Annotated in this window: 23 protein-coding genes and 1 pseudogene; 2 read left to right on the top strand and 22 right to left on the bottom strand. The window is 69.4% G+C overall.

Annotation, left to right across the window (positions count from 1 at the left end):
* Nucleotides 1-42: 42 nt before the first annotated feature.
* From G6034_RS09845 to G6034_RS09780, 14 genes and pseudogenes are all read right to left on the bottom strand, one after another.
* The gene (locus tag G6034_RS09845) at nucleotides 43-483 is read right to left on the bottom strand and encodes a helix-turn-helix domain-containing protein (RefSeq protein WP_176634932.1); all 441 of its coding nucleotides are present in this window, start codon (nucleotides 481-483) and stop codon (nucleotides 43-45) included.
* Between the two features lie 130 nt (nucleotides 484-613).
* Nucleotides 614-1,111 carry a CinA family protein gene (locus G6034_RS09840; RefSeq protein WP_425485500.1) on the bottom strand — a complete coding sequence of 166 codons (498 nt, stop codon included), beginning with the start codon at nucleotides 1,109-1,111 and terminating at the stop codon, nucleotides 614-616.
* A 2-nt stretch (nucleotides 1,112-1,113) separates the two neighbouring features.
* Entirely contained in the window at nucleotides 1,114-1,713 is a 600-nt protein-coding gene (gene pgsA, locus G6034_RS09835) for a CDP-diacylglycerol--glycerol-3-phosphate 3-phosphatidyltransferase (RefSeq protein WP_176634931.1), read from the bottom strand.
* A 78-nt stretch (nucleotides 1,714-1,791) separates the two neighbouring features.
* Entirely contained in the window at nucleotides 1,792-4,686 is a 2,895-nt protein-coding gene (locus G6034_RS09830) for an FtsK/SpoIIIE family DNA translocase (protein ID WP_176634930.1), read from the bottom strand.
* A 162-nt stretch (nucleotides 4,687-4,848) separates the two neighbouring features.
* The gene (locus G6034_RS09825; protein ID WP_425485499.1) at nucleotides 4,849-6,540 is read right to left on the bottom strand and encodes a ribonuclease J; all 1,692 of its coding nucleotides are present in this window, start codon (nucleotides 6,538-6,540) and stop codon (nucleotides 4,849-4,851) included.
* Between the two features lie 2 nt (nucleotides 6,541-6,542).
* Entirely contained in the window at nucleotides 6,543-7,448 is a 906-nt protein-coding gene (gene dapA / locus G6034_RS09820; RefSeq protein WP_176634929.1) for a 4-hydroxy-tetrahydrodipicolinate synthase, read from the bottom strand.
* A gap of 266 nt (nucleotides 7,449-7,714) precedes the next feature.
* Entirely contained in the window at nucleotides 7,715-8,524 is an 810-nt protein-coding gene (locus G6034_RS09815) for an alpha/beta fold hydrolase (protein ID WP_176634928.1), read from the bottom strand.
* A gap of 72 nt (nucleotides 8,525-8,596) precedes the next feature.
* Nucleotides 8,597-9,085 (bottom strand): hypothetical protein, encoded by a 489-nt coding sequence (locus G6034_RS09810; RefSeq protein ID WP_176634927.1) that lies wholly within the window; start codon nucleotides 9,083-9,085, stop codon nucleotides 8,597-8,599.
* A gap of 4 nt (nucleotides 9,086-9,089) precedes the next feature.
* On the bottom strand, nucleotides 9,090-9,848 hold the full coding sequence (dapB, locus tag G6034_RS09805; RefSeq protein ID WP_176634926.1) for a 4-hydroxy-tetrahydrodipicolinate reductase: 759 nt from the start codon (nucleotides 9,846-9,848) through the stop codon (nucleotides 9,090-9,092).
* A gap of 97 nt (nucleotides 9,849-9,945) precedes the next feature.
* Nucleotides 9,946-10,389: pseudogene (locus G6034_RS09800) on the bottom strand (molybdenum cofactor biosynthesis protein MoaE); the annotation flags it as partial.
* The gene (locus G6034_RS09795) at nucleotides 10,379-10,879 is read right to left on the bottom strand and encodes a MogA/MoaB family molybdenum cofactor biosynthesis protein (RefSeq protein ID WP_176634924.1); all 501 of its coding nucleotides are present in this window, start codon (nucleotides 10,877-10,879) and stop codon (nucleotides 10,379-10,381) included. The gene G6034_RS09795 and the pseudogene G6034_RS09800, both read right to left, overlap by 11 nt.
* Nucleotides 10,876-11,364: a cyclic pyranopterin monophosphate synthase MoaC gene (gene moaC / locus G6034_RS09790; protein WP_425485503.1), complete on the bottom strand. Its 489-nt coding sequence runs from the start codon at nucleotides 11,362-11,364 to the stop codon at nucleotides 10,876-10,878. The genes G6034_RS09795 and moaC overlap by 4 nt, the downstream gene beginning before the upstream one ends.
* A gap of 53 nt (nucleotides 11,365-11,417) precedes the next feature.
* Nucleotides 11,418-12,695 carry a molybdopterin molybdotransferase MoeA gene (locus G6034_RS09785; RefSeq protein ID WP_176634922.1) on the bottom strand — a complete coding sequence of 426 codons (1,278 nt, stop codon included), beginning with the start codon at nucleotides 12,693-12,695 and terminating at the stop codon, nucleotides 11,418-11,420.
* Nucleotides 12,696-12,756: 61 nt separating this feature from the next.
* Nucleotides 12,757-14,346, bottom strand: a complete 1,590-nt coding sequence (locus tag G6034_RS09780; protein ID WP_246295594.1) for a molybdopterin-dependent oxidoreductase — start codon at nucleotides 14,344-14,346, stop codon at nucleotides 12,757-12,759.
* 114 nt (nucleotides 14,347-14,460) lie between these two features.
* Here G6034_RS09780 and moaA point away from each other — a divergent pair, with 114 nt between their 5' ends.
* Nucleotides 14,461-15,579 carry a GTP 3',8-cyclase MoaA gene (gene moaA / locus G6034_RS09775; protein WP_425485498.1) on the top strand — a complete coding sequence of 373 codons (1,119 nt, stop codon included), beginning with the start codon at nucleotides 14,461-14,463 and terminating at the stop codon, nucleotides 15,577-15,579.
* 2 nt (nucleotides 15,580-15,581) lie between these two features.
* Nucleotides 15,582-15,863 (top strand): MoaD/ThiS family protein, encoded by a 282-nt coding sequence (locus G6034_RS09770; protein ID WP_176634920.1) that lies wholly within the window; start codon nucleotides 15,582-15,584, stop codon nucleotides 15,861-15,863.
* 22 nt (nucleotides 15,864-15,885) lie between these two features.
* Here the strand turns inward: G6034_RS09770 and G6034_RS09765 are convergent, their stop codons facing one another.
* The 8 genes from G6034_RS09765 to truB form a co-directional block, all read right to left on the bottom strand.
* Nucleotides 15,886-17,244, bottom strand: coding sequence for a M16 family metallopeptidase (locus tag G6034_RS09765; RefSeq protein ID WP_176634919.1), 1,359 nt, complete (start codon nucleotides 17,242-17,244; stop codon nucleotides 15,886-15,888).
* 3 nt (nucleotides 17,245-17,247) lie between these two features.
* Entirely contained in the window at nucleotides 17,248-19,485 is a 2,238-nt protein-coding gene (locus tag G6034_RS09760; RefSeq protein WP_176634918.1) for a polyribonucleotide nucleotidyltransferase, read from the bottom strand.
* 311 nt (nucleotides 19,486-19,796) lie between these two features.
* The gene (gene rpsO / locus G6034_RS09755; protein ID WP_176634917.1) at nucleotides 19,797-20,066 is read right to left on the bottom strand and encodes a 30S ribosomal protein S15; all 270 of its coding nucleotides are present in this window, start codon (nucleotides 20,064-20,066) and stop codon (nucleotides 19,797-19,799) included.
* Between the two features lie 159 nt (nucleotides 20,067-20,225).
* A complete protein-coding gene (locus tag G6034_RS09750) occupies nucleotides 20,226-21,170 on the bottom strand; it encodes a bifunctional riboflavin kinase/FAD synthetase (RefSeq protein WP_176634916.1) in 945 nt (314 codons plus the stop codon).
* 59 nt (nucleotides 21,171-21,229) lie between these two features.
* Nucleotides 21,230-22,420 (bottom strand): GNAT family N-acetyltransferase, encoded by a 1,191-nt coding sequence (locus G6034_RS09745; protein ID WP_176634915.1) that lies wholly within the window; start codon nucleotides 22,418-22,420, stop codon nucleotides 21,230-21,232.
* Nucleotides 22,417-22,866: a hypothetical protein gene (locus G6034_RS09740; protein ID WP_176634914.1), complete on the bottom strand. Its 450-nt coding sequence runs from the start codon at nucleotides 22,864-22,866 to the stop codon at nucleotides 22,417-22,419. The genes G6034_RS09745 and G6034_RS09740 overlap by 4 nt, the downstream gene beginning before the upstream one ends.
* Nucleotides 22,863-23,267 carry a hypothetical protein gene (locus G6034_RS09735; protein ID WP_425485497.1) on the bottom strand — a complete coding sequence of 135 codons (405 nt, stop codon included), beginning with the start codon at nucleotides 23,265-23,267 and terminating at the stop codon, nucleotides 22,863-22,865. Before G6034_RS09735 ends, G6034_RS09740 begins: the two co-directional genes overlap by 4 nt.
* Nucleotides 23,264-24,184 (bottom strand): tRNA pseudouridine(55) synthase TruB, encoded by a 921-nt coding sequence (truB, locus tag G6034_RS09730; RefSeq protein ID WP_343038008.1) that lies wholly within the window; start codon nucleotides 24,182-24,184, stop codon nucleotides 23,264-23,266. The genes G6034_RS09735 and truB overlap by 4 nt, the downstream gene beginning before the upstream one ends.
* Between the last annotated feature and the right edge of the window lie 149 nt (nucleotides 24,185-24,333).

Genomic DNA, 24,333 nt, shown 5'->3' with positions numbered 1-24,333 from the left:
GGATGGAGGGGCAGGAGCCGTGTTACGACGTTACCTCGAGGCCTAAAAGGCGCTGGAGATGAGCCCCTTGCTCAGTTCGTCGGAGAGTTCCTCGTTGAGGTCGCGACCGTAGCGCGCCGCGAATTCCTGGGGAACGGTGTCCGGGACGGCCACGCCTTCGGCAATGGCCAAACGGTCGCTCACTTCACGGAGCATGAGTGAGAGGGGCACCTCGAGAGCCGAGCAGATTGAGGAAAGCAGTTCCGAAGATGCTTCCTTCTGTCCACGCTCAACTTCACTCAGGTAGCCCAGTGAGACGCGTGCGTTGTGTGAGACTTCGCGGAGTGTGCGGCCTTGACGCTGGCGAACATCCCGCAGAACGTCTCCAATTTCGTGGCGTAAAACCACCATTTTGCGCTCCTTCTGCTGATGTTTTGCCTCGTCCGCCAAACCCACATCCCGCCAGCGCACCACGCCGTTTACGGATACGGGTTGTTTCACCATCGGTATCGCCTTACTCCTCGCCATTTGCATTCATCCTCTTCGGCTGGTCCGAAAAGGCTACGCCCAGTTGGTGATCTTATCCTAATGGGGGATTCACCCGCCAAAGCGTTCACTATCACTAACTATCCGGTTACAACTTTTGTTCCCGGGCCGCCGCCACCACCTGCTGCAGCAGCGCCAGCGCCTCGTCGACGGCCTGCTGGCGCACCATCGCCCGGTCCCCGCCAAAGTGGTATTCATAGGCCTGGGCTTCACCGTCCAGGGCGACACCGATGAACACATGGCCCACGGCCTTCCCCTGGTGGGGTTCGGGCCCCGCCACCCCGGTGGTTGACAGGCCCACCCTGGCGCCCGCCATGTGGCACGCGCCCAGCGCCATGGCGCAGGCCACCCGGGCGTCGACAGCGCCATGCTCGGCCAGGAGTTCGGCCGGCACGCCGAGCGCCCGCACCTTGACGTCGTTTTGGTAGGCAATGACCCCGCCGTTGAGCATGCCCGACGCGCCCGGGACCTCCACCAGCGCGGCCGTCAGCAGCCCGCCGGTCAGCGATTCGGCCGTGGCCACGGTCAGGCCGGCGGCCGTTGCATCCGCCACCAGGGCGGCCAGGTCCATGCCGGGGACGGCCACGGCTATGCCGCCCCGCGGCCGGCGGTGCGCAGCTGCGCGGCCTTGATGATGTAGTCGACGCCGGTGACCAGCGTGACGGCCAGTGCCGCCAGCATGACCACCAGGGCGGCGACGGACAGCCACGGGGTGGCGGGGGTGACGGGCAGCAGGTAGAGGAAGATGGCCACGGTCTGCAGCACGGTCTTGAGCTTGCCGCCCTTGGAGGCCGCCATGACGCCATAACGGATCACCACGAAGCGCAGTGCCGTGATGCCGACCTCGCGCACCAGCATCAGGACTGTGACCCACCACCACAGCTCCCCGACGGCCGAGAGCATGACGAGGGCCGATCCGATGAGCAGCTTGTCGGCAATCGGGTCCGCGATCTTGCCGAAGCTGGTGATGAGCCCGCGCGCCCGGGCGATGTCGCCGTCGAGCTTGTCAGTATAAATGGCCACGAGGAACAGCACCACGGCCGCCCAGCGCCACCAGCCGTAGGCGCCGCCGTCGGCCAGGAAGAACCAGATGAAGAACGGGACCAGCACGATCCGCAGCATGGTCAGGGCGTTGGGCAGGTTCCAGTTGGAAGGGCCGGGCTGGGCGGGTACGGCGTTGTCAGTCACTGTGCAAGGCTACCGTCATTCCGGGCCGGGCAGCTAGGCGGCGGCGCGGCGGGAAGGGACGCTGGACGGCGGGCGCGCCTACCGTCCGGTCAGCGACCAGGCGTCCTCGCCGCCTTCCTCGTCGTCGCCGTAGTCGACGGCTTCGGTGCGGTTGGCCAAATCCTCGGCCACCAGGTCCGTGCCCCAGCCGTGGTTGGCGTTGGCGTTTTCCGCCAGGGCCGCGGTCATTGCGTCGCCGGCGGGCGAGCCCGGACCGCCGCCGGAAGACCCGATGCCGACGCCCCCGTCCGCTTCCCCGCCGGCGCTCCCGTCCGTGTCCCCTCCGACGCCCCCGCCGCGGATGGCCGCGAGCGTGGCGGCGAGGTCGTCCGGCTTGACGAGTACGTCCCGGGCCTTGGAGCCCTCTGACGGGCCCACCACGCCGCGGGACTCGAGCAGGTCCATGAGGCGCCCGGCCTTGGCGAAGCCGACCCGCAGCTTGCGCTGGAGCATGGAGGTGGAGCCGAACTGCGTGGTGACCACCAGCTCGGTGGCCTGCAGCAGCAGTTCGAGGTCGTCGCCGATGTCGTCGTCGATCTGCTTCCTGGGCGCCTCCACCGCCACGTCGTCGCGGTAGTGGACGGTGAGCTGGCCCTTGACATGGTCCACGACGCGCTTGATCTCCGCCTCCGTGACCCAGGCGCCCTGGACGCGGATGGGCTTGGACTTGCCCATGGGCAGGAAAAGGGCGTCACCCTGGCCCAGCAGCTTCTCCGCGCCCGGCTGGTCCAGGACCACGCGGGAGTCGGTGACGGAGGAGGTGGCAAAGGCCATGCGGGAGGGAACATTGGCCTTGATCAGCCCCGTCACAACGTCCACGGACGGGCGCTGGGTGGCCAGCACGAGGTGGATGCCGGCGGCACGCGCCAGCTGGGTGATGCGCACAATGGAATCTTCCACGTCGCGCGGGGCCACCATCATGAGGTCGGCGAGCTCGTCGACAATCACCAGCAGGTATGGGTAGGGCCGGATCACGCGCTTGGAGTCCACGGGCGGGTGGACCTTGCCGGCCTTGACCGCCTTGTTGAACTCGTCAATGTGCTTGAAGCCGTAATTGGCGAGGTCGTCGTACCGCTGGTCCATCTCACGCACGACCCACTGCAGCGCCTCGGCGGCCTTCTTGGGGTTCGTGATGATGGGCGTGATCAGGTGCGGCACGCCCTCGTAGGCGGTGAGTTCCACGCGCTTGGGGTCCACCATGACCATGCGGACCTCGTCGGGCGTGGAGCGCATCAGGATGGAGACGATCATGGAGTTGACGAAGGAGGACTTTCCGGCTCCCGTGGCGCCGGCCACGAGCAGGTGCGGCATCTTGGCCAGGTTGGCCACCACGAAGCCGCCCTCGACGTCCTTGCCCACGCCCATGACCATGGGGTGGTCGGTGCGCCGGGCGTTGGCCGAGCGCAGCACGTCGCCAAGGACCACGATCTCCTTGTCCGCATTGGGAATTTCAATGCCGATGGCGCTCTTGCCCGGGATGGGGCTGAGGATGCGCACGTCCGAAGACGCCACGGCGTAGGAAATATTCTTGCTCAGGGCGGTGACGCGCTCCACCTTGGTGCCGGACGCCAGCTCAATCTCATAGCGGGTGACGGTGGGGCCGCGGCTGAAGCCGGTCACGGCCGCGTCCACGTTGAACTGGTTCAGGGTGTCCGTCAGCGCCGCGACGACGGCGTCGTTGGCGTCCGTGGCGTCCTTCGCCGGCGGCCCGGCGGGCAGGAAGTCCGATTCCGGCAGCGTGTAGGTGACGTCGCCGGAGAGCTGGAGCTGCTCGGACCGTGCCGGGATGGGCGCCTGCAGGCTGGGCGGCGCCGGGACCGCATGCGCGGCGGCGTTGGCCGCCACAATCCCGATGGCCTCGGTGACCGCTTCCGGCCCGCGCCCCGCCCCGTCCGCGGCCTCGTGGCCGCCGGAGGAGGTGGGCAGGCCCTGGCGGGCCTTGATCTTATCCGCTGCCAGTTCATCGCGCGTGGGGCGCCGGACGCCGGGCGGCAGGGAAGGCGCGGCCGACGGCGCGGGCCGGGCGTCGTCGTCGTCCGCGTCAACCAGCGCCGTCTCGAAGGCGCCTTCGGTGTCCCAGCCCTGCTCGAGGGCTTCCGCGGCGGCCTTCTTGCGCCCGCGCTGGGCGCGCGGCTTGTTCTCCCTGGGAAGGCCGTCGCGGTCGTACAGGTAACTCTGGTCGTGGCCGCCGTCGGCGCCGTCACGCGCAGGTGCGGCGCCCACCAGCTGCTCGTACAGGCCGCGCAGCCGGTCCGGGATGTGCCGGATGGGGGTGGCCGTCAGGATCAGGACGCTGAAGAATGCCAGGATCGAGAACACCGCGACGGCCAGCACGGGGCTCGCGGCAGCCACGAGCCCGCCGGCGATCATGCCGACCATGCCGCCGGCCAGGCTGACGCCGGCAAAGCCGCGCGCGGCGTCCGGCATGCCGCCCGCCACGTGGGCCAGGGCGCAGCCGGAGACGATCATGAGGGAGAAGCCGATGGCCACGCGGTTGTTGGCGCGCACGTTGGCGGGCTGGCGGAACACCAGGATGGAGAAGACCAGCAGCATGGGCGGCAGCATGGCCGCGAACCAGCCAAAGGTCCCCTGAAAGATGCCGTGGACGGCGTCGGCCACCCCGCCGGAGAGGCCCCACCACTCAAAGGTGGCGATGAGGGCGGCCAGGAGGATGAAGAACAGGCCGCTGCCGTCCCGGCGGTCCTCGGGGGCGATGCCGCTGACGTCGGCGCCCATGCGCCGGATGGCCCCGCCGATCAGGTGCCCCAGGCCCTGCCACAGGCCGACGGCCAGGCGCAGCGGCCAGACAAGCCTCTGCTCGGGAACGGTTTGCTTGCTGCGGGTGCCCGGCATTTTGGCGGTCTTCCCGGGGCGCGCGGAAGCGCCGCCTTGTTTGCCGGCGGACGCGCGAGCGGGGGAAGAACGAGTCGCCATACCCCCAAAGCTACCCGCTTTGGCGCACATGTCCGCGGATTTCGGCTCCCAACGCCGGCGGTGGCGGAGAGGCGCTGCATCGAAAGTCCCCATCCGGTCCCACGCAGCTGTGACGCGGTAGTTGCTGAAAATCCCCAACTACCGCGGCACAGCTGGGACGGGCTACGCCTCGAGGACCACCGGGATGATCATGGGGCGGCGGCGGAGCCGGCGGTTGACCCAGGTGCCGATCACGCGGCGCACCACCTGCTGGAGCTGGTGGGTGGTGTGGTCGGTGCTGGCGGTGACGGCTTCCTCGAGGGCGGCGGCGATCCTTGGCTTGATCTCGTCAAAGACGGAGTCGTCCTCCGCGACGCCGCGGGCGTGGATGTCCGGGCCGGAAACGATCTTTCCGGTGGACCGGTTGACGACGGTGATGATGGAGATGAAGCCTTCGTCGCCGAGGATCCGGCGGTCCTTCAGGTCCTCGTCGGTAATTTCCCCCACGCTCTGGCCGTCGACGTAGACGAAGCCGCACTCGACCTGGCCCACGATCCGTGCGCGGCCTTCGGCCAGGTCGATCACCGCCCCGTCACTGGTCAGCAGGACGTTGGACGCCGGTACCCCCGAGGACTGCGCGATCCTGCCGTTGGCAATCAGGTGGCGGGTTTCCCCGTGAACGGGCATGACGTTTTTGGGCTGCAGGATGTTGTAGCAGTACAGCAGTTCGCCGGCGGCCGCATGGCCGGAGACGTGCACCTTGGCGGTGCCCTTGTGAATGACGTCGGCGCCGAGCTTGAGCAGGCCGTTGATGATGCGGTAAACGGCGTTTTCGTTGCCGGGGATCAGCGAGGAGGCCAGGATGACCGTGTCGCCGATGCCCACCGCGATCTTGTGGTCGCCGTTGGCCATGCGGGAGAGGGCGGCCATCGGCTCGCCCTGGGACCCGGTGGACATGAGGACCACCTGGTCATCACGCAGCTTGCCCACGTCCTTCAGGTCCACCAGCACGTTGGCGGGGACGTTGAGGTAGCCCAGCTTCGCGGCGATGGCCATGTTGCGCACCATGGAGCGGCCCACGAAGGCCACCTTGCGCCCGTGCAGCACGGCGGCGTTGAGCACCTGCTGGACGCGGTGGACGTGGGAGGAGAAGCTGGCCACGATGATGCGCTTGCCGGCCTTGCCGAACAGGACCTCCAGGGTGGGCCCGATCTCCGCCTCGCTGGTGGTGAAGCCTGGGACGTCGGCGTTGGTGGAGTCCACCAGGAACAGGTCCACGCCCTCCTCGCCCAGGCGGGCGAAGTGGCGCAGGTCCGTGCGGCGCCCGTCCAGGGGCAGCTGGTCCATCTTGAAGTCGCCCGTGTGGAGCACGGTGCCGCCGGCGGTGCGGATGAACACGGCCAGGGCGTCCGGGATGGAGTGGTTGACGGCCACGAATTCGCATTGGAACGGGCCCAACTGCTCCAACTGTCCCTCCGTGACGGTCAGCGTCCACGGCTGCATGCGGTGCTCGGCGAGCTTGGCCTCGACAAGGGCCAGCGTCAGCTGGGAGCCGATGAGAGGGATGTCGTTGCGCAGGCGCAGCAGGTAGGGGACGGCGCCGATGTGGTCCTCGTGGCCGTGCGTGAGCACCACGCCCACCACGTCCTCGAGCCGGTCCCCGATGTAGGAGAAGTCCGGCAGGATGAGGTCCACGCCGGGCTGGTCCTCCTCGGGGAAGAGCACGCCGCAGTCAACGATCAGCAGTTTGCCGTCGATTTCGAAGACGGTCATGTTGCGGCCGATCTCGCCAATGCCGCCGAGGGGAACTATGCGCAGCGTGTCCGGTGCGAGTGCGGGCGGGGTGCGGAGCCCGGACTCGGTCATTTGGGACATGGTTACAATTCCATTCCAGCTTCCGCAAGGTCAGCCTTGATCAGGGCGATCTCGGCCTCGTCCGGCTCCACGAGGGGCAGCCGGACCACCGAGGTGGGCAGGATTCCCTGCCACTTGAGAATCTGCTTGACCGCCACGGCGCCCTGGACGTGGCCCATGGTGGCCCTGATGACCGGGTCGAGCTCAAAATGGAGGCGGCGGGCTGTGGCGAAGTCGCCGGCCGCCGCAGCGTCAATGAGTGCGCGGAACTTTTGCGGCGCCACGTGGGCGCTGACGCTGACCAGTCCGACGGCGCCGGCGGCCATGAGCGGCAGCGTCAGTCCGTCGTCGCCCGAGTAGACGTCAAGGCCGGTGTTGGCCAGCACGCGGGTGGTGGCGCTGAAGTCGGCCTTGGCGTCCTTGAGCGCGGTGATGCGCGGGTGGTCGGCCAGCCTGATGATGGTCTCGGTGGCAATGGGGACCCCGGTCCGGCCGGGAATGTCATAGAGCATGACGGGCAGTTCGGTGGAGTCCGCGATGGCCTCAAAGTGCGCCTGGATGCCGGCCTGACTGGGCTTGTTGTAGTACGGGGTCACGATCAGCAGGCCGTGGACGCCCAGGGCCGCGGCGCGCCGGGACAGGCTGATGGAGTGGCGCGTGTCATTGGTGCCGGTGCCGGCGATGACGCGGGCCCGGTCCCCGACGGCGTCCAGGACGGCCTGGAACATGCCAAGGTTTTCCTCGTCCGTCAGGGTGGGGGTTTCGCCCGTGGTGCCGGTGACCAGGATGCCGTCGCAGCCGCCGTCGACCAGCTTCGCGGCCAGCGCGGCGGCCTGCTTGTAGTCGACAGCCCCGTCGGCGGTGAAGGGGGTGACCATGGCGGGCACCAATGTTCCGAAGGGGCGGGTGGCAATATCAGGTTCAGACATGGGTAAAACGTTACCTGCTTTCCGGCGGTTTCGTTCAACGGGCGCCACTTCGTGGACGGTCCGCCTCCACTGCCGGCATCCTCGCCAAAATCCCCTCCGGCGGGCTTCGCAGGGCGGCCGGGTGACGGACTCCCCTTCCGCCTTTCCCTCCGACCGGCCGCATTTTCGCCCACAGCACGCCTCTGGCGGGCCCTGTTGGCCCGGAGCAGCCACGGCCGTACCACCGGAAGGGGCCGGCCGGTGCCCGAACCTTGGAACGGCGGGCCTCAGGTGCCGCCGCGAGCGCGGGCAGCCGCCAGGAACGGCAGCCATTCGTCGAGTATCGGCTGCGCGGGGAAGAGGGTGGTGCCGTGGTTGCGCCCCCGCAGTTCCACCACCCGGGCGTTGGGCATGAGCTCGGCTGCACGCCGGGAGTCGGCCAGCCGGTCCCGGTCCGCCGTGCCGGCCAGGAGCAGCGCGGGCAGATCCAGGGCCGCCACGTCGGACTCGGCGATGGCCGGCTCCGCCTCGGTTTGGCGGAAATAGGCGCGCAGGGCGGTGGGATCGTTGCCCAGGAAGGCGGCCCTGGTCTGCGGGTCCAGCGGTCCGCCGATGCGCGCTTCCCAGCCCGCCACAAAGGCGGGCATCCCGCCTGAGCCGAGGGCGGCGTCGTACTCGGGGAAGAACAGCTTCCCGACGCTGCCGGGTTGGATGCGGAAGGTGCCGGCGAGCGTGGTCAGTGAGAGCAGGCGCTCAGGGGCGGCCACGGCCAGCGAGAAGCCAACCCGCGCCCCCACGGAGTAGCCGCCAAAGTGGGCGCGCGGCGCGCCGGCGGCATCCAGGACCGCCAGGGCGTCGGCCACGAGCACGTCCATGGCATACGCCGCCTGCGTGTGGGGCTTGCCGGAGCGCCCGTGCCCGCGCAGGTCCATCGTGATGACGGTGTGGTTTTCGCGCAGCGCCTTGGTGTAGCCAAATCCGCGCCAGATGGCACGGCTGAGGGCGCTGCCGTGGATGAGCAGGATGGGCTCCCCCTCCCCCGCCACGTCGTAGGAGAGTTCGACCCCGTCATCCGGGTTGTGTGTCCTGCTCGCCATCGCCTTCGCTCTCTTTCGGGATCTGTGACGCACTGGTTGCTGGAAATTCGCGCACAAACAGCACCGAGTGCGTCACAGTTGGGGTTGGGGGCGGCGGGACAGCGCTATCGCGTCGCGCATTGCCCTGCGGGCGCGCCTGCGGTCCCCGGCGGCGTCGTAGGCGCAGGAGAGCCGGAACCAGGAGCGCCAGTCATCCGGCGCGGCCTCCGCCGCCAGCTTGTACTTTTCAAATTCGGCATCCGCGGCGGAACGGATGATGCGGCCGCCGGGCGTGCGCGGCAGCCTGTCCTCCGGCAGCCCTCCCTCGGCTTCGAGGACATTGGCCAGCTTCTCCGTGCGGGCGCCGAAGAGCACCTCGCTGACGAGCGCCCATGCGGCCACGAACGGGATGACAAAATACGCCGCGCCCAGGGCCTTGGCCTGCCATTCCGGTGAGACGAACATGAGCGTGAACGAACGCTGGAGCATGACCACCAGGTAAAACACCAGCAGCAGGCAGATCAGTCCGACCCAGATCTTGGTCCTTGAAATGCGGATCCCCCGCCCGGTTACCTTTGGCATGCGCTCAGCCTTCAAGGTCAAGGTAGCCGTCGAGGCCCACGGTCAGCCCGGGGCGGGCGCCCACGGAGCGCACGCCCAGCAGCACCCCGGGCATGAAGGAGGCATGGTTGAAGGAGTCGTGGCGGATGGTCAGCGCCTCCCCCGGGCTGCCCAGCAGCACCTCCTGGTGGGCCACCAGGCCGGCGAGGCGGACGCTGTGCACGGGGATGCCGTCCACGGACGCGCCGCGCGCGCCGTCGAGGGCGGTTTCCGTGGCGTCGGGCGCTGCCGGGACGCCGGCCTCGGCCCGTGCCTTGGCCATGAGCTGTGCGGTGCGCAGGGCGGTTCCGGACGGGGCGTCCACCTTGCCTGGGTGGTGCAGCTCGATGATCTCCACCGACTCGAAGTACTTGGCTGCCCTGGCGGCAAAGTGTGTGGCCAAAACGGAGCCCAGGGCGAAGTTGGGTGCGATCAGCACCCCGGTTTCGGGGTGGGCCGCGAGCAGTTCCGCCAGGGCGGCCAGGCGTGCTGCGTCCCAGCCGGTGGTGCCCACCACGGCGTGGATGCCGTGCTCCACGGCGAAGCGGACGTTGGCCTCGGTGGAGCCGGGGACGGTCAGGTCGACCACGACCTGCGCACCCTTGTCCACCAGGACGTCCAGGGGGTCTTTCCGGCCCAGCGCGGCCACGAGCTCCATGCCGGCGGCCCCGTCAATGGCCGCCACGGCGGCCGTTCCCATTCGTCCCCTGGCACCGAGCACGGCCACCTTCAGCATTTCACTCATGCTTTTAAGACTACTGGCTTTCGGTCCCCGGATTGTCCGCAGTGTGGTCCGCAGGGTGGTCCGCCGCGTCATCCCCGGCAGCTTCGCCGGGGAGCGCGCCGGCGCCCACCCACTCCGCGGTGCCGTCGGCGAAGAACTGTTCCTTCCAGATCGGAACCTCGGCCTTGATCCGCTCCACCAGCTCCGAACACACGGCGAAGGCCTCTGCCCGGTGCGAGGATGCGACGGCGGCGACCAGGGCTGGTTCACCGATCTCCAGCGGCCCCACGCGGTGCGCCACCCAGACCCGTACGGGGTGCCCGTCCGGATCCGCGGCCCCTTCGGTGACGGAGGCCACCACGGCGTCCAGGACGCCCCGGGCGAGCGGATGGGCGCTGTAGGACAACCGCGCCACCTGCTTTCCGGCGTCGTGGTTGCGCACAATGCCGCTAAAGCTGACCACGGCGCCGGCGGTGTCGGACTCGACGGCCGCGATGGCGGCGTCCACGGAGATGGGCCCGGCGCTCAGCAGCGCGGCCACCACCTCAACGTTAGTGTCCATGGCCGCCGGCCGCCTGCTCGCAGATGTGGGGCAGGAGCGGGTCCAGCACGGCCAGCCCGTCCATGACGCCGGAGGGCGAGCCCGGCAGGTTCACCACGAACGTCCGCCCGGCCAGGCCCGCGTGCCCGCGGCTGAGGGCGGCCATGGGCGTTTTGGCCAGCCCGGCGGCACGGATGGCCTCCATGATGCCTGGGACCTCGCGGTCCAGGAGGGGAAGTGTCACGTCGGGGGTTTCGTCGGTGGGGCTCAGCCCGGTGCCGCCGCTGGTAACCACGACGGCGGGATGTTGCGCAAGCAGGGCGCGGAGGGCAGCGCCGACGGGGGCGCCGTCCGGCACCACCACCGGTTCGCCGACTTCGAAGCCGTGTTCACGCAGCCAGCCGGCAATGATGGGGCCGGTCTTGTCGGCGTACACGCCCAGGGCCGCGCGGGTGGAGGCGATGACCACGCCCGCCGTGTCCTGGCCCGTGCCGGGCTCGCAGGCGCTCATGCCCTGGCTCCCGGCCCGGCCCACGGTCCGGCGCCGGCCCCTGGTCCCGCTTCCCCGGCGTCCACCGTCCAGTCCCCGCTCTTGCCGCCGCTCTTGGCCAGCACGTGGATGCCGGAGATGACCGCGTGCTTGTCCACGGCCTTGACCATGTCATACACGCTCAGCGCGGCGACGGACACGGCCGTGAGCGCCTCCATCTCCACTCCCGTGACGCCGCGGGTCTTGACGGTGGCGTTGATGGTGACGGCGGTGGCGCCCAGGTCAAAGTCCACCGTGACCTTGGAGATGGGCAGTGGATGGCACAGCGGAATGAGCTCGGGCGTCTTCTTGGCGGCCATGATGCCGGCCACCCGCGCCACGGCCAGCGCGTCGCCCTTGGGCAGCTCGCCGGCGCCGAGCAGGGCCATGACCTGGGCGGTGGTGTGCACCGTGCCGGCCGCCGTGGCCTCCCGGACGGTGACGGCCTTGGCGGAAACATCCACCATTTGCGCCGTGCCGTCCTGGCGCAGGTGGGTTAATTCGGGGGGCTGGGGCTTGCTCACAACAGCCATACTTCCACTTTTGCCCCGGCATGCAATTCCGTGACGCCCGCCGGGATGTGGATGAGTGCGTTGGCCTGGGCAAGTGCCCCCAGCAGGTGCGACGACGGCCCGCCCACCTCGCGCACCGAGGCTGCGGACTCGTACTCGGGGCCCTCGTAGATGCCCCGCCGGACCTGGTACCTGCCGGCAGGAGAGGAAAGTGGGCGCTCCAGTGCGGCCAGCACGCGCCTGCGCGGCGCCGGGGCGCCAAGGAGCTGCGCCAGCGCGGGGCGCAGGAACAGTTCAAAGGACACCGCGCCGCTGACGGGGTTCCCCGGGAAGCCGATGAAGGGCACGCCCTTGTAGCTGCCCAGTGCCTGCGGGCCGCCGGGCTGCAGGGCGAGCGACACAAAGTCCACCTCCAAGCCGGAGAGCGCCTGCTTCACGACCTCAAAGGCGCCGGCGCTGATGCCTCCCGTCGACAGGACCAGGTCAACCGTGTCCACGTAGCCGTCCAGCACCTCCAGCAGCGCGTGCGGGTCGTCGAGGACCACGGGGGCCAGCACCACCTCAACGCCGGCCTGCTGCAAGTTGGCGCGCAACAATGCCATGTTGGCGTCGAAGATCCGGCCTTCCGGCAGGCCGTCCGCAGCCCGGGGATCCCCGGGCAGCAGCACTTCGTCGCCCGTGGTCACCAGAAGGACGCGCGGGCGCGGGCGCACCATCAGGGAACTGCGGCCCAGCGCGGAGGCCAGCCCGATGTGCGCCGCGTTCAGCAGCGCCCCGGCAGGAATGGCGGCGCTGCCGGCGGGCAGGTCGCTGCCCCTGGCCCGGACAAAGGTGCCCGGAGCGGTGGCAGGCAGTTCCACGGTCCCGCCTTCCGCCGGGAAATGCGCGGGGTGCGCCTGCTCCACGGGCACCACGGCGTTGGCCCCTTCGGGGAGCATGGCACCGGTCATGATGGGGGCAGCCGTGCCCGCTTCGAGCCGCGGCGGAAGGATGCCGGCGGGGATTGCCGCCGCGACACGGTAAACGGTTGATGTGGCAGAATCAACGTCTTTGGGTTGCTCTTGCCGCGCCTCCGCCCAGACGGCGAAGCCGTCCATCTGGGAATTGGCAAAGGGCGGCAGGTCAATGGGCGCGCGCAGCTCCGCGGCCAGCACGCGGCCCGCTGCGTCGGCCAGCGGAACCCGCGTTCCGGCGTCGTGCAGCAAGGGGGCGCCGGCCTCACCCTTCCAGGCGCGGGCCAGGACCTCGAGCACGGCCTGTTGGTGCTCGGCGACTGTTCTACGCATCAGTTTTCCTCCCGGAACCACGCACGGCGGCGCGCTGTAAACCCATCCTAGGCGAGTCCGCTCACCTCGCCGTGAATTCCACCGTGTGCCAGCCCGTGGCCCCGTTCGGCGCCGGCGGTGCCGGGACCCCGGTCTGCACGGCCCCGGCCCCGTCCAGCGCCCGCACCCTCAGCTGGTGCCTGCCGGCCGTGAGCGTGAGGGGGGCCTGCCACTGGACCCAGGTGTCCTTGTTCAGCGCGGCCGCGAGCGACGCGCCCTGCCAGGGTCCGCCGTCGAGCTGGAGCTGCACGGCGGAGATGCCCCGCTCCGGCGCCCACGCCAGCCCGGCTGCCGTGAAGCGGCCGGCGGCGAGGTCCGCCCCGTTGCGCGGGACGTCAATGCGCGACGCCGTCTTGATGGGTCCCAGCGCGCTCCACCCCAGCGGCGTCCAATAGCCCTGGTCCGCCGCGAAGGTGGTGACCTTCAGTTCGGCCAGCCACTTTGTGGCCGAGACATAGCCGTAGAGGCCCGGCACGATGAGCCTGGCCGGGTAGCCGTGCACCAGCGGCAGCGGCGCCCCGTTCATCCCCACGGCGATCATGGCGTTCCGGGCGTCCGTCAGCGCCGCGAGCGGGGTTCCGGCGGTGAAGCCGTCCGTGCTGCGCGAGAGGACCATGTCCGCGCCGGGAACGGTGCCCGCCTCCGCCAGGAGCTCCCGGACCGGCCAGCCGAGCCAGCGCGCGTTCCCCACCAGGTCCCCGCCCACCTCGTTGGAGACGCAGCCAATGGTCACGTACTGCTCCACGAGGGGCTTGGAGAGCAGCTCGGCAAACGTCAGCGTGACCTCGCGCTCCACGAGCCCGGTCACTGCCAGCTTCCAGGTGTCCGAATTCACTGCCGGGACCACCAGTGCCGTGTCTATCCGGTAGAAATTGTTGGGATCGGTGACGAGCGGGGTGAGGCCGGCAACGTCCAGGACGGCGGCAGCGGGGACGGCAGGGGCGGGCTTGAGGGCGCGCGGCAACGTGACCTTGGCGCGCAGCCCGGCCACGGCCACCGACGCCCTGCGCAGCACCACCGCGGCACCGCCGGCCGCCGCCGCGACCACCGCACCGGCACCCATGTAGCCGAGGAAGCCGCGCCGGGTCGTGGAGCGGCCGGGCGCGGCGGGCCCCGGCGGCGGGGCGGCGTCGGGCCGGCGGGGGCCGGCGCCGCGCTCCCCCTGGAATGCCCGGGGCGGGGCCGGCCGCAGGAGCCTGCCGCGGACCCAGGCGAGCAGCGCCATCGCCAGCCCGCCGGCGGCCACGGGTGCCACAAAGGCCAGGCTGGAGGCGTCGGGCCGGGACGCGACGGCCACGATGCCCGCCACACCGAACACCGCGATGAGCACCAGTCCACGGCCGCGCCTGGCGCGTTCAAGCAGCCCGGCGACGGCGGCCAGCACAGCCATGACCACCACCATGGAGGCCAGGAAGACCGTCTTGTCCGAGGTGCCGAACAGGTGGATGGCCCACTCCTTCACGCCGCCGGGCAGGGCGCCGATCACGCCCTGGCCCACGGCGCTCACCGGCGACGCAGACGGGCTGAGCACCGCCGCGACGAGTTCGCCTGCCGCCACCCCGACGCCCGTGCACACCACTGCCGCCAAGGCCCAGTACCGACGCGCCTCCATGGCATCCCTCCTTTGGGCCGAATACCCGCCCGGCACCATGCCACAAGTCTAGTTTCGGGGCCGGCACAAAGCGCCGCCTGCCCCCAAATGGCGCCCATGGCGTAGCGTGGAGCCATGGACACGGGACGCATTACACTCGGCATGCCGGCGGTTCCCGCCGCCGCCTCCGCCAGCCTGCCGGCCGCGGCTCCGCGGCCGGCCCTTTCGGGCCTGGTGGACCAGTTTGGCCGCGTTGCCTCGGACATGCGGCTCTCACTGACGGACAAGTGCAATCTGCGCTGCCACTACTGCATGCCGGAGGACGGACTGGAGTGGCTGAAGAAGTCCAAACTGCTCACCGCCGCGGAGATTGTGCGGCTGGTGGGCCTGGGCGTGGAGCGGCTGGGCGTGCGCGAGCTGCGGCTGACCGGCGGGGAACCACTGGTGCGCGCGGACCTCGTGGACATCATCGCGGCCCTGCGCCGCAACCACCCGTCACTGCCGATTTCGCTGACCACCAACGGCGTCGGGCTGGCCGGGAAGGCGCAGGCCCTGGCCGAGGCCGGGCTGACGCGGCTGAACGTCTCCATGGACACCCTGCATCACGACGCCTTCCTGCAGCTGACACGCCGCCCGTTCCTCGACCAGGTGCTGGCCGGGATCGAGGCCGCCGACGCCGCGGGCCTGCGCCCCCTCAAGGTCAACGCCGTCCTGATGCGCGGCGTCAATGACGGCCACGCCGCCGGGCTGTTGGGCTGGTGCCTGGACCGCGGCTACGAGCTGCGCTTCATCGAGCAGATGCCCCTGGACGCCGACCACGGCTGGACCCGCGACGGCATGATCACAGCGGCCGAGATCCGCGGGCTGCTCGGCGGAACCTTTGAGCTCGCGCCCGACCCCCGCTCGCGGGAGGGCGCCCCCGCCGAACGCTTTGAAGTGCGGCACCCGGGCTCGCCGGCACTCCTGGGCACTGTGGGCATCATCGCCTCCGTGACCGAGCCGTTCTGTGCCGACTGCCGCCGCACCCGCATCACCGCCGAAGGCAAGGTGATGAGCTGCCTGTTTTCCCGCACGGAGGTCGACCTGCTGGCCCTGTTGCGTGCCGGCACGTCCCCGGACGACGACGACGCCGTCGCCGCCCGCTGGCAGGACGCCATGTGGGCCAAGCCGAAGGCCCACGGCATGGGCCACCCGGGGTTGGGCGATGCCGACTTTGTCCAACCCGACCGCAGCATGAGCGCCATAGGAGGCTGAGAATGGACGTACGATTTTTTGCCGCCGCCGCGGCGGCCACGGGTGTTGAGGAGCAGGTGGTGGACGTGGCCTCCGTGGCGGGCGCGGCCCCCTTCACGCTGGGCGAGCTGTCCAGGCTGCTGGTGGCGTCGTTTCCGGTGTCGGCCTCACCCAGCACTCCCCCGCTGTCCGAGCTGCTGACCCGCTGCAGCTTCCTGGTCAATGAGATCTCCCAGCGGAACCTCGCCGCCGAGCTGGCCCCGGACGACGTCGTTGACGTCCTGCCGCCGTTCGCCGGCGGGTAACCGCGCCCGCCACGGCAGGCGGCTACAGGCCGAAGGTCTCGGATTCCTCGAAGGGGCCCACCACGGTGATGGTGCGGGGCGCGGCGGCGAGTTCACGGGCCAGGTCACGCACCTGCGCGGTGGTGACGGCGCGGATGCGGCCGAGGGTCTCGTCGATGTCGAGGAATTCGCCGGAGACCAGTTCCGCCCGGCCCAGACGTGACATGCGCGAGCCGGTGTCTTCAAGGGCCAGGACGATCCCGCCGGACATTTGGCCCAGGGCCTTGGCGAGTTCAGCCTCGGTGATCCCGTCGGCCGCCAGTTTCTCCAGCTCGGCCGTCAGCAGGCCGATGACCTGGCCGACCTTTAGCGGCGAACAGCCCGCATACATGCCAAAGTAGCCGGCATCGGCGTAGGAGGAGGCAAAGGAATACGTGGAGTAGACCAGGCCGCGCTTTTCGCGGATCTCCTGGAACAGCCGCGAGGACATGCCGCCGCCCAGGACGGAATTCAACACGCTCATGACGTAGCGGCGGGGGTCGGTGGCCGTCAGCGACGGACAGCCGATGATGATGTTGGCCTGCTCCACCTGGCGGGCGACCACGTGCAGCCCGGCCGTGCCGGTGATGGCGGCGGGGGCGGAGTCGCGGCGCGGAGCCGGGGCGACGCCGTCGTCCAGGGACCAGCCGGCGGTGCGCAGGGCGGAGAGGACGTGCTCGCAGACGGCGTCGTGGTCAAGGCCGCCGGCGGCGGTGATGACGAGTGTCTCGGGCCGGTAGTGCTTTTGGTAGTGCGCCCAGACGGAGTCGCGCGGGACGGCCTTGATGGCCTCGGGCGTTCCCCCGATGGGGCGTCCCAGGGCGTGGCGGCCCATGACGGCCTCAACAAACTTTTCGTGGGCGACGTCGGTGGGGTCGTCGCTGTCCATGGCGATTTCCTCCAGGATGACATCGCGTTCCTGCTCCAGCTCGGCCGGGTCCAGCACGGCGGAGGTGACCATGTCGGCGATGACGTCGATGGCCATGGGCAGGTCGGTGTCGAGCACCCGCGCGTAGTAGCAGGTGCTTTCCTTGGCCGTGGCCGCGTTGGATTCGCCGCCCACCTCGTCAAAGGCGGAGGCGATTTCCAGCGCTGTCCGGCGCAGGGTGCCCTTGAACAGCAGATGTTCAAGGAAGTGGGTCGAGCCGCGTTGGCCCTCGGTTTCATCCCGGGAGCCAACACCGACCCAAAAGCCGATTGTCGCGCTTCGCTGCCCCGGCATGGACTCGGTGAGGACCCGCACACCCCCGGGCAGGACGGAACGGCGCACTGCTGCGCCGCCCGCCGTGCCCGAGATGAGCGAGGATCCTGAATCCGCCAGTCCGTCGGCAGCGGAGGTCAGCGGCAAAAGGGTAATTGCCATGAACTATTCAGCAACGCCTTCGGCAACTGCTTCTTCGGCGGTCTCTTCCTCGGCAACAACCGGGGACAGGGACAGCTTGCCGCGGTCGTCGATCTTGGTGATTTCCACCTGGATCTTCTGGCCGACGGAGACCACGTCGTCAACGTTGTCAACACGCTTGCCGCCGGAGAGCTTGCGCAGCTCGGAGATGTGCAGCAGTCCGTCCTTGCCGGGCGTGAGCGAAATGAACGCGCCGAACGTGGTGGTCTTGACAACGGTTCCCAGGTAACGCTCACCGATTTCCGGAACCTGCGGGTTCGCGATGGCGTTGATCGCTGAACGGGCGGCATCCGCGGAGGGGCCGTTCGTCGCACCGATGTACACGGTTCCGTCATCTTCAATGGAGATGTCGGCACCGGTGTCTTCCTGGATCTGGTTGATCATCTTGCCCTTCGGCCCAATGACCTCGCCGATCTTGTCAACGGGGATCTTGACCGCAATGACCCGCGGCGCGAACTCGGAGAGCTCGTCCGGGACGTCGATGGCGGCGTTAAGGACGCTGAGGATGTGCAGGCGCGCCTCGCGGGCCTGCTTCAGGGCGGCGGCCAGCACGGAGGCCGGGATGCCGTCGAGCTTCGTGTCCAGCTGGATGGCCGTGACGAACTCTGACGTGCCGGCAACCTTGAAGTCCATGTCACCGAAGGCGTCTTCGGCGCCGAGGATGTCCGTCAGGGCGGCGTAGCGGGTCTGGCCGTCCACCTGGTCGGAGACCAGGCCCATGGCGATGCCGGCAACCGGCGCCTTCAGGGGCACGCCGGCGTTGAGCAGCGACAGGGTCGATGCGCAAACGGAACCCATGGAGGTGGAGCCGTTGGAGCTGAGCGCCTCGGACACCTGGCGGATGGCGTAGGGGAACTCTTCACGCGAGGGCAGCACCGGCATGATGGCGCGCTCTGCCAGGGCGCCGTGGCCGATTTCGCGGCGCTTGGGCGAGCCCACGCGGCCGGTTTCACCGGTGGAGTACGGCGGGAAGTTGTAGTTGTGCATGTAGCGCTTGCGCGTTACCGGGCTCAGCGAGTCAATCTGCTGTTCCATCTTCAACATGTTCAACGTGGTGACACCCAGGATCTGGGTCTCGCCGCGTTCAAAGATGGCGGAGCCGTGCACGCGCGGCAGGACCTCGACCTCGGCGGTGAGCTGGCGGATGTCCGTCAGTCCGCGGCCGTCGATGCGGACCTGCTCGGTGAGGATGCGCTGGCGGATGACCTGCTTGGTCACGGAGCGGAAGGCTGCGGACAGCTCCTTCTCGCGGCCTTCGAAGTCCGCGGCCAGGGCGGCGACGGTCTCGTCCTTCAAGGCGTCGGAGGCGTTGTCGCGATCCTGCTTGTCGGCGATCGAGAACACCGCTGCCAGCTTGACGGCCGCGGCTGCCTCGACGGCGGCATAGGCGTCCTCCTCGTAGTCCAGGAAGACCGGGAACTCGACGGTGGGCTTGGCGGCGCGTGCGGCCAGGTCGGCCTGGGCGTCGCACAGGGCCTTGATGAACGGCTTGGCGGCCTCGAGGCCCTCGGCCACAACCTCTTCGGTGGGGGCCGTGTGGCCCTGTTCCTTGATGAGGTTCCAGGAGTTGTCCGTGGCCTCAGCCTCGACCATCATGATCGCAACGTCGTCGCCGGTGACCTTGCCGGCCACCACCATGTTGAACACGGCGTTTTCCAGCTCGGAGTGCTTCGGGAAGGCAACCCACTGGGCGCCCTTGCCGTCGTCGACCAGGGCAACGCGGACGCCGCCGATGGGGCCGGAGAACGGCAGGCCGGAGAGCTGGGTGGACATGGAGGAGGCGTTGATTGCCACCACGTCGTAGAGCACGTCCGGGTTGATCGCCAGGATGGTGACGACGATCTGGACCTCGTTGCGCAGGCCCTTCTTGAAGGCGGGGCGCAGCGGGCGGTCCATGAGGCGGCAGGCCAGGATGGCGTCCGTGGAGGGGCGGCCCTCGCGGCGGAAGAAGCTGCCCGGGATGCGGCCGGCGGCGTACATGCGCTCTTCCACATCAACGGTCAGCGGGAAGAAGTCGAAGCCTTCACGCGGGTGCTTGCCCGCCGTGGTGGCCGAAAGCATGACGGTGTCTTCGTCGATGTAGACCATCGCGGAACCGGCGGCCTGCTGGGCAAGGCGGCCGGTCTCAAAGCGGACGACGCGCTTGCCATAACGGCCGTTGTCAATGACGGCCTCTGCGTACTGAATCTCGGGACCCTCCATGGAGAGTCACCTCCATTTCCTTGTAGGTGTTCAAAAACGCTTGCACCGTACGAAGCGCTCCACCACCAGCCCAGGCACCCCACCGGATCATGCTGCGGGGACCTGTACAACACCCGGTCTTCGATCGAGGTCCACGGGCGCCCCTGAAGGGCCGTTCCCGGAGACCACTACCGAGGACCGCGAATGCGCGGCGGACGGTTGGCGTCCTTGGCTCAAGCTGCCGGGCCGGTGCGCGGGTGCGCGCCGCCTGGCGTCAATACTGTGAAGGCGGCCTCCCCCGCAGCGCGGGGAAGGCCGCCTCCCACACCATGCTAGCGGCGCAGGCCGAGGCGCTCGATGAGCGTACGGTAGCGCGTGATGTCAGTGTCCTTCAGGTAGCTGAGCAGGCGACGACGGCGGCCAACCAGGGCCATGAGGCCGCGGCGGGTGTGGTGGTCGTGCTTGTGCATCTTCAGGTGCTCGGTCAGGTCCGAGATGCGGCGTGAGAGCATCGCGATCTGAACCTCAGGCGAACCAGTGTCACCTTCGCTGGTTGCGAAAGCCTGCATGATTTCTTGCTTTACAGCGGCTTCAAGTGCCACAAGTAACTCCTATTGATGTGCCGTGAACGTGGTGTCACCGCATTCAAGGGAACCCCCGAACACGGCGGAATCCAGCCACCACGGACTGCAGCCGGACTCAATCCCCTAGTTTACGGCAGATGAAGCCGTTAAGTCGAAGCGGGCGCGGTGTCGCTCCGGTCAGCCCTGCAGGATTTCCCGGCTTTGGTCCACGTCCTGGTGCATCTGCTCAATGAGCGCCTCGGGGCCGGTGTACGTCACCATGCCGCGCAGCCGCCGGACAAATTCCACCACCACGCGCTGGCCGTACAGGTCAAAGGCCTCCACTGGCTCTTCCGGGCGCCCGATGACGAAGGCCTCGACCTGCCGGCTGACGCCCACGAAGGTGGGGTTCGATCCGACGGAGATCGCGGCCCGCCACCGGTGGCCGTGCTGGTCGGTCAGCCAGCCGGCGTAGACGCCGTCGGCCGGGATGATGCCGCAGGCGTCCGGTGAGAGGTTCGCCGTCGGGAAGCCCAGGGCACGCCCGCGCGCGGCCCCGTGCACCACCTCCCCGCTCATGCTGTGCCAGCGGCCCAGGACCTCGGCGGCGGTGTCGACGTCGCCCTTGGCCAAGGCCTCCCGCACCCATGTGGAGGACCAGCGGCGGTCGTGGCCTTCGTCCTGGACAGGCACGACGTCGAATCCAAGTTGGGTGCCGAGCGCCACCATGGCCGCCAGGTCACCGGAGTTGCCCCGGCCGAAGCGGACGTCGTGGCCCACCACCACGGCGCGGGCGCCGAGGGTGTCAACGAAGACGTTGCGGACAAACTCCTCCGGCGTCTGCTGGGCGAATTCCAGGGTGTAGGGAACCACCAGCACGCCGTCCATGCCCAGCTTCTCCATGGCGGCCAGCTTGTCCGCCAGGCCCATGATCTGCGCCGGGGCCGTCTCCGGCCGGTGCACCAGCGCCGGGTGCGGGTCAAAGGTCAGGGCAATGGCCTGCCCGCCGCGGCGCACGGCCTCGGCCTTGACCAGTCCGAGCACCTGCTGGTGCCCCCGGTGCAGCCCGTCAAAGTTTCCCAGCGCGACCACGCTGGGGCCGAACCCCGCCGGCACCTGCTCCAGTGTGTTCCATATGTGCACTTGCTCATCCTCTTGCGTTTGGCGTGCCGGCAAGCTGCCCGCGGGCAGACTTTTCAAGATTACCGCCTGGCGGCCGGCGGCCCGTCCCAGGGCCCCTGCGGCGTGCGCGGATCGGTGGCGGCAAGCGTCAGGATCCACCGGTCGGCGGGCGTCCCGCGGTTGTTGAACCCGCCTCGGACCTGGCCCTCCAGGGTGAACCCCAGCTTCCAGGCAAGCTTGCGGCTGCCCCAGTTGGGCACCATGGCGGACCAGTGCAGGTAGCTGAGGTTGAGCTGGTTGAACGCATGGTCGGCCAGCAGCCGCACGGCCCTTTCCGCCGCGCCCGTGCCGCGCGCGTGCTCGCCAAAGTTTATGCCGACAGCCGCCGCCCCCGGGTGCTTGCACTGCAGGTCCACCGTGCCCAGCAGCCCGTCGGTGGCGCGGTCCGCAACGGCAAAGGTCAGGGTGGCGCCGCTGCGCCAGCCATCTGGTGCAATGGTGTGGATGAAGTGGGCCGCGTGCCCGCGCGTGTAGCCCAGCGGCACGGTCGTCCAGCGGACGGCCTCGGGGTCGGAGCAGTTGGCCACCAGTTGCTCGGCGTCCGAATCCCGCAGGGCACGCAGCAGCACGGAGCCGTCGGTGAGGCGCGGCACCACGGCCTGAACCTGCAGCTCCGGGGCGTCGGGCCCGGCGGGCGCGGGTGCCGCTTCCCGCACCAGCACCCAGCCGTCGGCGATTTCGCCGTCGACGTGGCCGTGGCCGGGGATTTCGGCTACGAGCCGGAAGCCGCAGCGTTCCGCCAGCGCCCGGCTGGCATGGTTGCCCACCGTGGTGCGCCAGTGCAGCACGGAGAGCCCCAGGGCGCCGAAGGCATAGTCGCAGGCGAGCTCCACGGCGCGGCGCCCGCTCCCCCGGCCCCGGCCCGTGGCCAGCAGCTTGATGCCGACGGAGGCAGCTCCTCCGGCCGGCGGGCGCTGGACGTCCTGGAGGCTGACCGTGCCAATGACGGCGGCCCCGCCGCGGAGTTCCTCCACGATGGCAAAGCGCAGCAGGGACCCGTCGTCCCAGCCTTCGGCGATGGGGCCCGAGATTAGCGCCGCGGCACGCTCCACCGTCATTCCCGGATCCGCGCCGGCCCACTTCACGTTGAGGGGGTCCTGGTGGATTGCGGCAAAGGCGGCGGCGTCGGCCGCCGTGAACCGGCGCAGGGAGGTGGGCCCGCCGCCCCGGGGGAGGTCCGGCGTCGTGCGTTCCAAGGCGGGCGCGCTCACTTCGGGGCTGCCGCGCGGTCGCGGTGGCGGTAGAGCCACCACAGGCCGACCAGCGGCAGGACCAGCGGCACGTAGCCGTAGCCCTGCCCGAACATGCTCCACACGGTGGCGTGCGGGAATGCGCGGGCGTCAAAGACGCTGAGCAGTCCCACCACCAGCACGCCGGCCAGTTCAATGCAGATGGACACCGTGGCGGCCACGGCCCACTTGTGCCCGCGGCGTGCCAGCGACACGGTCGCCACGATGTAGACGGCCGCGGCGAAGGCGGAGAGCAGGTACGCCAGGGGCGCGTCCTTGAAGGCCGTGGCGATTTGGAACCCGGCACGGGCGCTGGCGGAGATGGCGAAAATGCCGTACACGGTGATCAGGAGCCGCCCCGCGCCCGTGGTCCGGCCCGGTGCCGGCGCGTCCGGGGTGCCGCCGGTATTGCTTAACTTGTTCTTCATTGTCCAATTCCAGGTTGCAGGTGCTGTACGGCCGGACTCAGGCCGTACCAAATCTGTGCCATGCGGGCCATCATGACCACCACGGTCACGCCCACGGCCCCCATGACGTAGTTGGACCAAAACGTCCGTTCCATCATGGCCCAGTAGAAGCCGGCCACGGGCAGGGCGGCCGCGGTGAACATGTAGCCCCAAAACTCCCAGCCGGCACCCGCCAGGTGCTCCCCCGTGGCCAGTCGGACCAGGGAGGCGCCCGCATACACGAGGATGAAAAGTTCGACGCCGGCCAGCGAGACCAGGGTGATGTCGTTGGGTTTCTTCCTGGTCACCGCCGCAACGACGCAGATGATGGTGGAGGCCAGGCCCACCACCAGCCCAACGTAAAACCAGCCGTCCACGGTCACTGGGCGGACTCCCGGGGGAAGACCAGCACCGGTTTCGCGTAGCTTCCGGCGTCGGCCAGCAGGGCCGCGAGCGTGCCGTCGGGGGCGAACGCGGCGGCAGGGTTGGCGGCCGTGTGCAGGCCGTCCGGGCTGGCCGCGATGCGACGGCCGAAGGACAGTTCCACGGCCTCTTCCGCCGTCAGTTCCCGCACGGGCATTAGCGCGCGGGCGGCGTCGGCGATGTCGAGGAGGCGCAGGTCCGCGGCCAGCTGCTCCAGGGTCCGTGCCTGGCCGATCGAATACGGGCCGACCCTGGTGCGCCGCAGCGCGGTCAGGTGGCCGCCCACGCCAAGCCCGGCGCCCAGGTCGCGGGCCAGGGCGCGGATGTAGGTGCCGGAGGAACATTCAACCGTGGCGTCCACGTCGATGTACTCGGTCCCGGCGTGCGCACCGCCTTCGTGTGCGCCGCGGCGGATGCCCAGGACGTCAAAGGAGTGGATGGTGACGGGCCGGGCCGCGAGCTTGACGTCCTCGCCGGAGCGGACGCGGGCATAGGCGCGTTCCCCGTTGACCTTGATGGCGCTGACGCTGCTGGGGACCTGGCTGATGGCCCCGGTGAGGGCCGCGACGCCGGCACGGATTGCGGCGTCGGTGACGGCCGCCGTCGAGCCGGTGTGCACAAGCTCACCCTCGGCGTCGTCCGTGACGGTGGTGGCGCCCAGCCGGATGGTGGCGTCATATGCCTTCGTGGTGCCCACAATGTAGGTCAGCAGCCGGGTGGCCTTGTTGACGCCCACCACCAGAACGCCCGTGGCCATGGGGTCCAGCGTGCCGGCGTGGCCCACTTTACGGGTCCCCGCAAGCCTCCGCATCCGGCCAACCACGTCATGGCTGGTCCATCCCTGCGGTTTGTCAACGATTACCAGTCCGGAAAGCACGCTTTGAAGTATATCGGGCGGGAAACAAATGCTTGACCCTGTGACGACCATCACATAGGCTGGGCCGACGCGTCCGGTCCCACCCGGACGGCGTCTTGTGGAGAGTTGATGCTGGGGCAACATCCAGTTCACCGGGCCGGCATCGGCCG

The organism is Arthrobacter wenxiniae (genome assembly GCF_013376105.1).
GTDB lineage: Bacteria > Actinomycetota > Actinomycetes > Actinomycetales > Micrococcaceae > Specibacter > Specibacter wenxiniae.
The sequence above is the reverse complement of the archived record's forward strand: the minus strand, read 5'-3'. Positions and strand labels throughout refer to the sequence as shown.

Bases quoted from the DNA above. Each gene is read 5' to 3' on its own strand.
- G6034_RS09740 (WP_176634914.1), bottom strand. From the start codon at position 22,866: ATGAAGAACAAGTTAAGCAATACCGGCGGCACCCCGGACGCGCCGGCA.
- G6034_RS09830 (WP_176634930.1), bottom strand. From the start codon at position 4,686: ATGGCGACTCGTTCTTCCCCCGCTCGCGCGTCCGCCGGCAAACAAGGC.
- G6034_RS09785 (WP_176634922.1), bottom strand. From the start codon at position 12,695: ATGCGTAGAACAGTCGCCGAGCACCAACAGGCCGTGCTCGAGGTCCTG.
- G6034_RS09845 (WP_176634932.1), bottom strand. From the start codon at position 483: ATGGTGAAACAACCCGTATCCGTAAACGGCGTGGTGCGCTGGCGGGAT.
- G6034_RS09795 (WP_176634924.1), bottom strand. From the start codon at position 10,879: ATGAGCGCCTGCGAGCCCGGCACGGGCCAGGACACGGCGGGCGTGGTC.
- moaA (WP_425485498.1), top strand. From the start codon at position 14,461: ATGGACACGGGACGCATTACACTCGGCATGCCGGCGGTTCCCGCCGCC.
- G6034_RS09810 (WP_176634927.1), bottom strand. From the start codon at position 9,085: ATGCCAAAGGTAACCGGGCGGGGGATCCGCATTTCAAGGACCAAGATC.
- dapA (WP_176634929.1), bottom strand. From the start codon at position 7,448: ATGTCTGAACCTGATATTGCCACCCGCCCCTTCGGAACATTGGTGCCC.
- G6034_RS09760 (WP_176634918.1), bottom strand. From the start codon at position 19,485: ATGGAGGGTCCCGAGATTCAGTACGCAGAGGCCGTCATTGACAACGGC.
- G6034_RS09825 (WP_425485499.1), bottom strand. From the start codon at position 6,540: ATGTCCCAAATGACCGAGTCCGGGCTCCGCACCCCGCCCGCACTCGCA.
- G6034_RS09815 (WP_176634928.1), bottom strand. From the start codon at position 8,524: ATGGCGAGCAGGACACACAACCCGGATGACGGGGTCGAACTCTCCTAC.
- moaC (WP_425485503.1), bottom strand. From the start codon at position 11,364: ATGGTGGATGTTTCCGCCAAGGCCGTCACCGTCCGGGAGGCCACGGCG.
- G6034_RS09765 (WP_176634919.1), bottom strand. From the start codon at position 17,244: ATGGCAATTACCCTTTTGCCGCTGACCTCCGCTGCCGACGGACTGGCG.
- G6034_RS09780 (WP_246295594.1), bottom strand. From the start codon at position 14,346: ATGGAGGCGCGTCGGTACTGGGCCTTGGCGGCAGTGGTGTGCACGGGC.
- dapB (WP_176634926.1), bottom strand. From the start codon at position 9,848: ATGAGTGAAATGCTGAAGGTGGCCGTGCTCGGTGCCAGGGGACGAATG.
- G6034_RS09770 (WP_176634920.1), top strand. From the start codon at position 15,582: ATGGACGTACGATTTTTTGCCGCCGCCGCGGCGGCCACGGGTGTTGAG.